Raw genomic sequence first — 11,505 nt, 5'->3', positions numbered from 1 at the left:
AAAAAATTTTTTAGACATCATGATCTGAGTCAATGGCATTTAAGGGGAAATGGCATGCCACCTGGCCGCCCTGGGCAGTATTTTTCAGAACCGGTAATTTTTCCCGGCACAGGGGTTGGACATATTTGCATCGTGACACAAACACACAACCGGGCGGCAGATTAAAGGGACTTGGGACCTCCCCTTCCAGGGGGACAAGCTCGTTTTTTTCACCGGGAACAGTTTTAAAGATGCTCTCAATCAACGCTTTTGTATAGGGATGATAGGGTGTTTTTCCAATCAAATCCGCCGAAATAGTCTCCACAATTCGGCCCAGATACATGACAATGACCCGGTCGCAAAAATAAGAGACCAAAGACAGATCATGGGAGATGAACAAAAATGTCAGATTCAACCGTTCCCTTAACCCTTCCAGCAGTTTAATAATCTGGGCTTGAACCGATACATCCAGGGCGGCAGTGGGTTCATCGAGTATCACAAACTGTGGGTTCAAGGCAAGGGCCCGGGCAATGTCCGCCCGTTGTTTCTGCCCGCCGGAGAGTTCATGGGGATAGGCAAATCCATGGTCTGAATTTAACCCCACCAACTCAAGGAGGGCATCCACTTTTTTTTGCTGTTCCCCTTGGGTGAGTTTGATTTTTTGAATTTGAAACGGCTCGCACAGGCTTCTGTAAATGGTATAAAGGGGGTCCATGGCGGAATAGGGGTCCTGAAACACCATTTGCATGTGCCGCCGTTGCCATTGGATCTGTTTTTTTGACATCTTCATCAGATCTGTCCCGTTAAAAGAGATGCTGCCGCTATCGGGTTCAACCAGCCTGAGAATTAGCCGGGCCAGGGTTGACTTCCCGCACCCGGACTCACCAACGACACCGACAATTTCCCCTTTATTAACCGAAAAGGTGGCGTTGTTCACCGCTTGTATGGTCCCGATCTTGCGCAGTAAAAGTCCTCCTCTGACGCCAAAGGAGACTGAAAGATTATTAATTTCTAAAATTTTTTCCATCAGATCAATCCTTATTCCCATTATATTTATGGCAGGCGACCCGTGTGTCTTGTCCCAGTTCAATCAGTTCAGGGACCAGGGTTTCACACGTCTTAAACCGGTCTGGACAGCGGGGCTGATAGCGACATCCCTTGGGGTAATTTCCCACGGTGGGCACATTCCCATAAATGGCATCCAGGGAACCTTTTTTCATCCCAATTGTGGGGATGCAGTTGAGCAACGCTTTGGTATAGGGATGACGGGGGGTGTTAAACACGGTTTTGATGGGACCCAATTCAACAATGTTCCCCGCATACATGACGGCTATTTTATCCGACACCTGGGCTATGACCCCTAGATCGTGGGTAATGAGCAGCAAACCGATCCCCTTGTCCTTGGTCATCTTCAGGAACAATCGCATGATCTGGGCCTGCACCGTAACATCCAGGGCGGTTGTGGGTTCATCTGCAATCAATAATTGAGGGCTGGTGCACAAGCCGATGGCAATGACAATTCTTTGTTTTAATCCACCGGAAAGCTGATGGGGGTATTGTTGAAAAACACGGTTTGCCTTTGGGATCTGCAGCTTTTCCATGATCTCCAATGCCTTGAGCTTTGCATTTCGCTTGCTGATTTTCCTGTGTTTATATAACCCCTCAACAATTTGATCCCCCACCCGATAAACTGGATCCAGAGATGTCATGGGATTTTGAGGGATAAAGGCGATCTGTGATCCCCGAATGGTCTGCATCTCTCGTTCAGATAAAGACAAAAGATCTTTTTCCCCGAACTCAACCCGCCCGCGAATTTTACCCCCGACCAGGGAGGACAATCCCATGATGGCATGGGCTGTTAAAGATTTACCGGATCCGGTTTCGCCTACCATGCCCAGGACTTCGCCTTTTTTCATCTCAAAGGAAACCCGTTCAATGGGGGTTATTATTTTTTTATCCACGCAAAATTCAACTTCCAGATCGCTTACTTTTAAGAATGTCATTAATCGGATTCCTTATTTTTAACATCCAAAAGGTCGATCAGGGCATCTCCGAACAAATTAAAGCCCAAGACTGTCAGCATCATGGCAAGACCCGGGAATAAAATGACCCAGGGAGAAATAAACAGATATGCCGTGCCATTGCTCATCATGGCTCCCCAGCTGGGTGTGGGGGGTTGGGCGCCCATGCCTAAAAATCCCAGGGTGGCTTCCAGGACAATTGCATTTCCAATTCCAATGGTGGCTGCCACAATAACCGGTCCGATGCTGTTGGGTATCAAATGTTTGAAAAGGATGACCATATCACTGGCCCCCAGGGATTTTGTGGCCTCGATAAACACCGCACTTTTCAATGACAGGATCTGGCCTCGGATTAACCGGGCGTATTGCGCCCAGTAGGAGAGTCCAATTGCCACCACCACACTTTCCAGGCCCGTTCCAATGATCGCCACGAGCAGGAGTGCGATTAAAATTTCCGGCATGGACCAGGTCAAATCGGCAATGGTGGTCAGGGCCAGATCAATTACCCCGCCATAGAATCCGGCAAGGGCACCGACGATGACCCCGATAAACACCGATATGGCCACGGACACGACACCGACCATAAAGGAAATCCGCGCTCCTCTGATGACCCGGCTCAATACATCCCGGCCAAAATCGTCGGTTCCCAGAAAATGGGTTAAAGACGGGGGTTCATTCATTATTTCAATGTTTTGTTCCTTGTAGGAATAGGGTTCCAGCAGAGGGGCCAAAATGGCAACAAGAATCAGAAAGAGTATTAACGCGGTTCCGATGAGACCCAGTTTGTTCTTTGACAGTTTTTTCAGGATGACCACCCATGGCGGCTTGTGCTCCCTGACTATGTTTTCTATCATGTACGACTCTCCAAATCCTTTTATTTATAGACATCCCTGACCCGGGGATCTGCATAGGCATACATCAAATCTGCCATAAAGGCGCCAATGATAACCGCCATGGTCAGAAAGATAAGCGATGCCTGTACCACGGGATAGTCCCGCCGGTATAGGGCCGACAGCAGCATGCTTCCAATTCCGGGACGGCTGAAAACGATCTCAATGGTTACCGTGCCTCCTAAAATCCACCCCAGCCGCAACCCGAAAATGGTAATCACCGGCATCAGGGCATTTCTGAAAATATGCTTGATTACAATGGTGGCGCGGCTTAACCCTTTTGCGTATAATAAGAGCACAAACTCTTTGTTGTACATTTCCAGCATGCTGACCCGGGTAATTCGTGCAACAAGGCCAGCCCCCCCCATGCCAACGGTTATTGCCGGCAGGAAAAGGGTTTTTAAACTGCCGGAACCGGAAACCGGAAACCATCCCAGCATCACGGAAAAAATCAACATGAGAATCAGGCCCAGCCAGAAGGCCGGAACTGTCACGCCGAGCAGGGCAATAATCATGGAGATATAGTCAATGAAGGTGTTTTTTGCAACTGAGGAAATAATCCCAAGGGTAATCCCCAAAAAAAAGGAGACAAACAGCGATGCCACCCCCAATCGAATCGTAAACGGCATATTATAGAGAATCATATCCTTTACCGGCTGCTTTTCAATGATGGATTGTCCCATGTCGCCGGTAATAAATTTTTGAAGCCAGAGCCCGTACTGGACCGGAAGCGGTTTATCCAGTCCATAGGCCTTTGTTAATTCCACCCTGTCTTGAGCGGTTGATCCGGGTATGAGCAGGGAGTCGATGGGATCTCCGGGCACAAGATGGATCAGGGAGAAAACCACCAGGGAAATAATAAAAAATATCGGAATTAACAATAATGTTCGTCGTAAAATATAAATCCACATGGGTCTTCCTTAATTCATCCGGTACTAACAGAACGTAAAAAAAACGTCTTACCAAAAAAATAAGGGAGGAAGGGCCCTGTGGCACGTCCTCCCTTTTAGGTGGTTACTTTATCGTCATATCCAAAATTGGAGGGCCGACTAAATTCTTAAACCGTGGTGGTGACGACATGGTCACGCGTTTGCTTATGGCATGGTTGTTGGCTGTATTAATCAGTGGGGCCCAAAGATACTGGGACAGCAGGTATTCATGGTATTTCTTGAAATTTTCAATTCGTTCCTCAGATGTTTTGGATCGGGTCATGGCCTTGTGCATCAAATAATCAGACTCGTTGTCATGCCACATGGACACGGTTGGATATCCCGGCCGGGTGGAATTGAAAAACCATTCCAGAATATCGGCATTGTCCCAGCCATAGGATCGAACCACCAGATCATGATTCCCTTTTTTGAATTCCGCCTTGATTGAGCTTGGATCAAATTGTTCGATATGAATCGCAACCCCCAGTTTTAACAACTGGGCCTGGATAATTTCAGCAATTTTGCGTTCATCTGAATCACTTTTACACCAGAGGGCAAGGGAGAGCTTTTTGCCATCTTTTACCAAGATTCCATCACTTCCGGTTGTCCAACCCTCTTTTGCCATGATAGCCTTGGCGGTGGCAAGGTCAAAATGAATTTCATATTTTTTGTCCACCTTGCGTGCCGGCAACCGGTCGATCAGGTAGGTATAGGCAGGCGCACCAGATCCTTGAAATACTGCTTTTAGAATGCTTTCCTGATTAACAGCAAGGGCAATGGCCTTTCTGATATTCACATCACTTAAAAATTCACGTTTTGTGTTCATGACCATATGAAAATTGGTGTTGCTCGCCATGGTGATGACATTTGCCTTGGGATCCTTTCTAATTTTGTCTAAGAAAAGCGTGGGGGCTTTTTCCAGAATATCAATCCCGCCGGTTTTGAACTCAAGAAACCGGGTGGAATCTTCAAGGATCTCCTTAAAGATTATTTTATCTATCTTTGCGGGCCCCTGATTGTCGGAAAGCGGGCATCCCCATCGATAGTCTTTATTTTTCTTTAAAACGATTTCATCCCCGGTTTTCCAGGAAACAAATTCAAAGGGTCCGGTCCCCACAACATATTTTCGGCCATATTCCTCTTTATATTTTTCCAGGGCCTGTTTACTGGGGATTCCTGTAAAAGAGGAGGTGAAATTATATAAAATATTGGGGTCAGGCCGGCTTAAATTTAAGACAACGGTTAAATTGTCCTTGATATCAACGGAGTCAACTGCAGCAACCATATACTTGGACTGGCCTTTACCCAGATTCTCCAGGAACCATTTGAGCACATCCGCATTCAAGTCAGAGCCATCGTGAAATTTGACCCCTTTTTTTAGTGTAAACTCGATTGTCAATCCATCCTCTGATATTGTCCAGGATTTTAATAAATGGGGATAAATAATTCCGTCAGCCCCCATTTCCACCAATCTGTCATAGACCAGGTTATACACAGTGTTGGTGTTGCTGGTTGTAAACGGATTAAAACTGGACTGACCTGCATCAACCGCGTCCATGGAAATCTTAAGGACTTTTTCACCAGCATGTAGCGGTGAACATAACAGCCCTAAAGTTAAGATTAAAAAACAAAAAAATCGCATGAAATTAAACCGGTTTGCCATGATGTTTCTCCTTTATAATGCATTGAATGATCTTGTCTCAATATGGTGTGGCATACTATAAAAATCTGTTGCCCTGTCCCCCCCCCCCCCCCGCAAGGTTACATTTAACGGCACCTGTCCGGGGGGAAGACTGTTAAAACTTTTAATATAAAATATTTAATATAAGAAAAATTAATTGGTAAAAAATTTTATTTAATAAAATAACACATATTAAAAATATTAACTTTATAAAATTTATTATTTTTATTCTGCTCACCAAGCTTAAGAGAAAAAGACTCGACAACTTGTTCAGAATGGTTTTTAATGCAGGCCTAATAAAAGGGGCGCAAAAATAAAGGCGCCTGGTGCTAATATAAAAAATTAGACATTAAAAAGGAGATTCCATGCAGTTTCATATGCCGGTAAAACTTTATTTTGGCCCGGGTGAGATTCAAAATCTTGCCAAAATACTCGCCCAGGATTTAAAGGCGAAAACTCCGATTCTCGTTACAGATAAGGGTATTGTTGCCTCGGGCCTGGTGGAAATCGTTACCCGGATGCTGCCCGGGATAAGGATCTTTGATACCATTGAGGCAAATCCCAAGTCTGATACCATCAATGGGATCGGAAGGGAACTGCGGCAGATTAAACCGGATCTTGTCATTGGCCTTGGCGGGGGCAGTCCCCTGGATGCGGGCAAGGCCCTGGCCCTGCTGGCAACAAATGACGGGCCCATTGAGGCCTTTGAAGGAAGGGAAAAATATGTCCATGATCCCCTGCCGTTTCTGGCCATTCCCACCACCTGCGGCACGGGCAGTGAGGTGACCTGGGTGTCGGTGATTACCGATGTGACCCGAAAATTTAAGATGAGTATCAAGGGGCCCAAATTGTACCCCACGGTTTCCATTGTGGACCCGGATCTGATCAAAACCCTGCCCAAATCCATTATCGCCTCCACCGGATTAGACGCACTGACCCATGCCGTGGAAGCCTATTTATCAAAACCTGCCACCCTCATTACCGATACAAATGCCCTGAAAGCGGTGCAATTAATTCTGGGGTCACTGGAGAATGCCGTTGCGGACATTGAAAATAACCATGGGGACCGTGAACGTCTGATGTATGGGTCCACCATTGCCGGGTTTGCCTTTGGCAATTCCGATGTAACCGGGGTTCACTGCATTTCTGAATCCATTGGTGCGCTTTATGATGTTCCCCATGGGGTGGCCAATTCCATTTTTTTGCCCCATGTGCTGGCCTATAATCTTCCGGCCTGTGTGGAAAAATTTGCATATCTTGCCAGGAAGAACGGTTTTTTGGCAAAAGAGGATGCCGTTGCCGCTCAATTGTTCATCGCCCATATCACAAATCTTTCCAAACGGCTTGGGATTCCGGCGTTTAAAGACTTAAATATTGGTAAAGGGCAGTTTGAGACCATTGCACAGATGTCTTTTCAAAATAATTCAAATGGGTCCAACCCAAGATCAATGGAACCCAAAGATTATTTGAAAATACTTGAAAATGCATTTGAATAGGGTGTATATCCCTATGTTCTGGTGTATAGTTTTTTTGAAACCAGGGTTGGGATGCGTTTGCAGCGCAGTAATTAAAGGATCGCCTAAAGGATCGCCATAACCAAAAGCATAAAGGATAGGGAGTGTTTACGTGGATTTTAATCCCTGTATGAAACATCAGCTCATTTCCAAAATTGTCAGGGAATTTGCGGAAAATGAGATACAACCCATGGTTGCCGAACTGGACAGGGAGGCAAGGTTTCCCCATGAAATTGTTGAGCGGATGAAACCCCTGCATTTTTTTGGACTCCAGGTTCCCAAAAATCTTGGCGGGGCAGGGTTGGACACCATCAGCTATGCCATTGTGATCGAAGAGTTGTCCCGTGTGTCAGCGGCCCTGGGGCTTTGTGTAACGGTCCACAACAGTGTGGGCATCTCCCCGATCCTGGAGTTTGGCACCCGGGAACAGATCAATCGGTTTGTCCCGGCCATGGCCGCAGGGGATTCTATTGGTGCCTTCTGTCTGACCGAGGCCAATGCCGGATCCGATGCCGGCGGGGTGGAAACAAGTGCTCGGGAAATTCAAGACGGGTATATCATCAACGGCACCAAAATTTTTGTGACCAACGGGGGCGTGGCCGGCACTATCCTGGTGTTTGCCGTGACAGAAGGGGCGGGCAGCACAGCCAACGTTTTTATCGTTGAACAAGATCGGCCCGGGTTTTTGGTGGGTGAAATAGAGGACCTTTGCGGCATGCGGGCCAACCCGGTGTCGTCTCTGTTTTTTGAAGACTGCAAGGTTCCCAGGGAAAATCTTTTGGGGAAACCAGGACAGGGACTAAAGATCGGGCTCAAAGGTCTTGATACCGGTCGTATTGGTATTGCTGCCCAGGCCCTTGGCATTGCCCAGGCAGCCTTTGAAGCGTCGGTCACCTATGCCAAGGAACGCCAGCAGTTTAATAAACCCATTTCTCGGTTTCAAACCATCCAGAACTATTTGGCGGACATGGCCACAAGTATCGATGCCGCACGACTCCTGCTCCATAGGGCAGCGGCTTTTAAGGATAAGGGAACCCCTTTTTCAGCCCAGGCCGCCATGGCCAAACTTTTTTGCAGTGACACGGCAAGAACGGTCACGGACATGGCGGTTCAAATCCATGGCGGTTATGGATACAGCAAGGAATATGACGTGGAGCGGTACTTTCGGGATGCCAAGGTGACACAGATTTACGAAGGCACCAGTGAAGTTCAGCGAATGGTCATTGCCAGGCATATTTTGACCCAACCCAGTTAACCCGTATGGAAATCAGGGCAAGACAATGAAAACATTTAAAATCATCATCTGTATCAAGCAGGTGCCCATGGTATCCGAGCTCCCTTGGGACGCAAAAACCGGTACCCTGAAACGGGAACTGGCCCAGGGAATGATGGACCCCTCCTCAAGGCGGGCTGTGGAAGCTGGCCTTCAGATCAAAGAAATTAGGTCAGCGGCGGGGGAACATACCCAAATTATTGCGCTTTCAATGGGGCCTCCCATGGCAGCAGAAATTTTATACCAGGCCAAGGCGGTGGGGGCGGACAAAGGCGTGCTGCTTTCCGACCGTCGCATGGCCGGGGCAGATACTTTTTTGACCTCGTTTATTCTGGCTCAATATATCAAACGACAAGAGCCAGATGTGGATCTGGTGCTCTGCGGTTCCCAGACCAGTGACAGCGAAACCGCCCAGGTGGGACCCCAGCTGGCAGGGGAGCTTTGCGTCCCGGCCATCGGGTATGCATCTGATATAAAATTGCAGGGGAACATGGTAAGGGTCCAGCGCCATGTGGATGATTTTTTAGAAATCCTCGAAATGGATCTTCCCGGCCTTGTCACCATTGACCAAGGCGCCTATGATCCCCGGTATACTTCCCTTGGCGGGGTTCAGGATGCCTTTTATAACGCTGAAGATACCGCCTCTGAAGATACCGCCTTTGAAGATGCTGCCTCTGAAGAGGGTGATATCGTCCAGGTGGATGCAAAGGGGCTGGGGCTTGATCCCGCGTTTAATGCAGTAAAGGATTCCCCCACCCGGATTCTGGATGTGTATTCTCCCACCACCCAAAAAGAGAACATTGTATTGAAAGGGGCTCCAAAAATAGTTGTGGACCAGCTATTTGACGGATACGGTAAAATAATCAGCTCTGCCATGGGTAAGGATTTAAAAACCCACAGCCATACGGGGGAATAATGACAACAACAAAAGATATATGGGTATTGGGGGATTATCGGAATTATTTTCAAAGCCGGGTCACCCTGCAGATCCTTGCCCGGGCCACAACGCTTGCCCGACGAACAGGGGGAAAGGTCTGTGCCGTGATTTTTGGCCATAAAATGGATGAATATGTGGGCGAATATCTTGCCCATGGGGCAGACAAGGTCTTGGTGATGGATGATCCGGCCCTGAAGACCTATTCCATTGAAACCTATTCTTTTTTACTGACCCGGCTGGTCGAAGAATTCCGGCCCGAGACCCTGTTGGTGGGGGCCACCCGGTTCGGCCAGGAAATTGCCCCCCGGGTGGCAAAACAATTGAAAACCGGGCTGACAGCCGATTGTATCGACCTTGAGATTGATGAGTGCGGCCGGTTGGTTCAGATTGCCCCTTCCTTTGGGGGAAACCTTGTGGCCCGGATCATCACTCCGGAAACCAGACCCCAGATGGCCACCGTTCGGCCGGGGACATTTCATGAACTTGCCCATGACAACCAGGCCAAGGGTGAGGTTATTCGCCTTGCTTTGCCCAAAAAAATGCCCAGAGAAAAAATCCGGTGCATTTCTTCCGAGTACAAACCCTCCAAGACCAAAGGAATTGAACAGGCCGATATTGTGATCACCGGCGGCAGGGGAATGGGGAGCAAGGGTAAATTTAAAAAGCTATTTGATTTGGCGGCCCTCATGAATGGTGAGGTGGGTGCCACAAGGCCCGTGGTCTATTCCAATTGGATCGGCCATGATGCCCTGGTGGGCCAGGCCGGTAAATCCATCAAACCTAAAATTCTTTTTGCCTTCGGGATCAGCGGTGCCATCCAGCACACGGCCGCCATTGTGGATGCCGATTTTATTGTGGCCATCAATAAAAACCCCAACGCCACCATGATGAAAATGGCGGATGTGGCCATTGTGGCGGATGCCAACCAGGTGTGTTCCGGCATTATCCGGGCCATAAAAGAAAAAATCCGGGATTGACCTTTGAAATGAACCCGTGAAATTGACCCGCCAGATTGACCAGATCAAACAGGATAAAGGAAAGTTATATGCATGCATTTGACAGGGATATGGGATTTGTAAAGGAATCAGACGGGGTGCTGACTGTGACCATGTCAGATCAATGGTCCATTAACCATGTCCCCAACGGCGGATACTCCATGGCCCTGTTGACCCGGGCCATGATGGGCCAGGAATTGTCGAACCAGGGAAAGTCGTCGGACAAAGAGCTTGTCGCCTGTATTGCCACTGCAAATTATATGGATCGGTGTGACCCTAAGCCTGCTCAAATTTTCATGGAAACCATTTGTGAATCCCAGCATTTTATCCGGAAACAGGCCCGGCTTGTCCAGGATGGCAAGGAAAGAATACGGGCCATGGGGACCTTTGTTAAATCTTCGGAGACAAGCCTGCCAAACCGCTATGAAAAAAAACCGGAAACCGTTGCCCCGCCGGACCAATGCCTTGAAGTCCCGCCCATGGGGGGAGGTTATTCTCTTTTTGACCAGGTGGATATGCGTCTGGATCCTGCGTGTGCCGGGTGGACAAGGGGCGAACTTACGGATAGATCTGTTCAGAAAGGATGGATACGGTTTAAGGAAAATCGGGCGATGGATGTGCCTAGTATTGCCTTTTTTGCCGATAGTTTTCCCCCCTGTGTTTTTGCCAGCCAGGGCATGCTTGCCTGGGTTCCCACCATTGAGTATTCGGTAAATGTCAGACAATTGCCGGTGCCGGGATGGCTGAGGGCAATTTTTACCACCCGTTTTATTTCCAACGGCCTGGTGGAAGAAGACGGAGAGCTCTGGGACGAAGAGAATAATTTGATTGCCATCTCCCGCCAGATTGCCAAGTATCACCTGCCCCTTAATTAAAAAGTCTTAAAAGTATTGCGGGCACTCAATTTAAGATTAACAATAGAACCCGCTGGACAATAAAAAAGGCAGTCACCCTGGCAAGGAGTGGCTGCCTTTTTTCGGAGGCAATTAATAACTGTATTAAGGAGGGTTGTACGTCTATCCTGCTACATCGACCCCAGTGTCACATCCAATGGAGTCAAAGCTTTCACATTCAAAATTAAGATGTCTTGTGTCAACATGTCCGGCTTCTCTTTCTTCGTCACTTTCAATATAACTTTGTTCGTTTTTATATTCACTCATGGCTGTTTCCTTTGCATAAGTTTGTATTTTTTGTTCAATCAAGCCAAGTTTGTTTGTTTTGCCTGATTGTTAGATATACTATGTGCATAAAACAATAAGTTGTCAAGAAAAAAGTTTATATAACCT

General features: G+C 47.7%; 11 protein-coding genes. 5 read left to right on the top strand and 6 right to left on the bottom strand.

The features are described from left to right. Window positions 1–10 precede the first annotated feature (10 nt). The 5 genes from ACZ45G_RS20340 to ACZ45G_RS20320 form a co-directional block, all read right to left on the bottom strand. Window positions 11–1,006, bottom strand: coding sequence for an ABC transporter ATP-binding protein (locus ACZ45G_RS20340; protein WP_464172331.1), 996 nt, complete (start codon window positions 1,004–1,006; stop codon window positions 11–13). A 4-nt stretch (window positions 1,007–1,010) separates the two neighbouring features. Then, the gene (locus tag ACZ45G_RS20335; protein ID WP_464172330.1) at window positions 1,011–1,982 is read right to left on the bottom strand and encodes an ABC transporter ATP-binding protein; all 972 of its coding nucleotides are present in this window, start codon (window positions 1,980–1,982) and stop codon (window positions 1,011–1,013) included. After that, the gene (locus ACZ45G_RS20330; RefSeq protein WP_464172329.1) at window positions 1,982–2,854 is read right to left on the bottom strand and encodes an ABC transporter permease; all 873 of its coding nucleotides are present in this window, start codon (window positions 2,852–2,854) and stop codon (window positions 1,982–1,984) included. Before ACZ45G_RS20330 ends, ACZ45G_RS20335 begins: the two co-directional genes overlap by 1 nt. A 20-nt stretch (window positions 2,855–2,874) precedes the next feature. Further along, window positions 2,875–3,801, bottom strand: a complete 927-nt coding sequence (locus ACZ45G_RS20325; protein WP_464172328.1) for an ABC transporter permease — start codon at window positions 3,799–3,801, stop codon at window positions 2,875–2,877. Window positions 3,802–3,904: 103 nt separating this feature from the next. Beyond that, the gene (locus ACZ45G_RS20320) at window positions 3,905–5,482 is read right to left on the bottom strand and encodes an ABC transporter substrate-binding protein (protein ID WP_464172327.1); all 1,578 of its coding nucleotides are present in this window, start codon (window positions 5,480–5,482) and stop codon (window positions 3,905–3,907) included. Window positions 5,483–5,865: 383 nt separating this feature from the next. On the opposite strand from ACZ45G_RS20320, the gene ACZ45G_RS20315 reads away from it, so the two are divergent. The 5 genes from ACZ45G_RS20315 (at window position 5,866) to ACZ45G_RS20295 (ending at window position 11,094) form a co-directional block, all read left to right on the top strand. Further along, window positions 5,866–6,996 carry an iron-containing alcohol dehydrogenase gene (locus ACZ45G_RS20315; RefSeq protein ID WP_464172326.1) on the top strand — a complete coding sequence of 377 codons (1,131 nt, stop codon included), beginning with the start codon at window positions 5,866–5,868 and terminating at the stop codon, window positions 6,994–6,996. Between the two features lie 148 nt (window positions 6,997–7,144). After that, window positions 7,145–8,269 carry an acyl-CoA dehydrogenase family protein gene (locus tag ACZ45G_RS20310; protein ID WP_464172325.1) on the top strand — a complete coding sequence of 375 codons (1,125 nt, stop codon included), beginning with the start codon at window positions 7,145–7,147 and terminating at the stop codon, window positions 8,267–8,269. 25 nt (window positions 8,270–8,294) lie between these two features. Then, a complete protein-coding gene (locus ACZ45G_RS20305) occupies window positions 8,295–9,203 on the top strand; it encodes an electron transfer flavoprotein subunit beta/FixA family protein (RefSeq protein ID WP_464172324.1) in 909 nt (302 codons plus the stop codon). Then, window positions 9,203–10,201: an electron transfer flavoprotein subunit alpha/FixB family protein gene (locus tag ACZ45G_RS20300; RefSeq protein ID WP_464172323.1), complete on the top strand. Its 999-nt coding sequence runs from the start codon at window positions 9,203–9,205 to the stop codon at window positions 10,199–10,201. Before ACZ45G_RS20305 ends, ACZ45G_RS20300 begins: the two co-directional genes overlap by 1 nt. Window positions 10,202–10,269: 68 nt before the next feature. Continuing rightward, window positions 10,270–11,094 (top strand): thioesterase family protein, encoded by an 825-nt coding sequence (locus tag ACZ45G_RS20295; protein ID WP_464172322.1) that lies wholly within the window; start codon window positions 10,270–10,272, stop codon window positions 11,092–11,094. Window positions 11,095–11,235: 141 nt separating this feature from the next. On the opposite strand, the gene ACZ45G_RS20290 is transcribed toward ACZ45G_RS20295, so the two are convergent. After that, window positions 11,236–11,379, bottom strand: a complete 144-nt coding sequence (locus ACZ45G_RS20290; protein ID WP_464172321.1) for a hypothetical protein — start codon at window positions 11,377–11,379, stop codon at window positions 11,236–11,238. Window positions 11,380–11,505 lie beyond the last annotated feature (126 nt).

The sequence above is a fragment of the Desulfoconvexum algidum genome, assembly GCF_055382125.1.
This window is presented reverse-complemented; position numbering and strand designations above follow the sequence as displayed.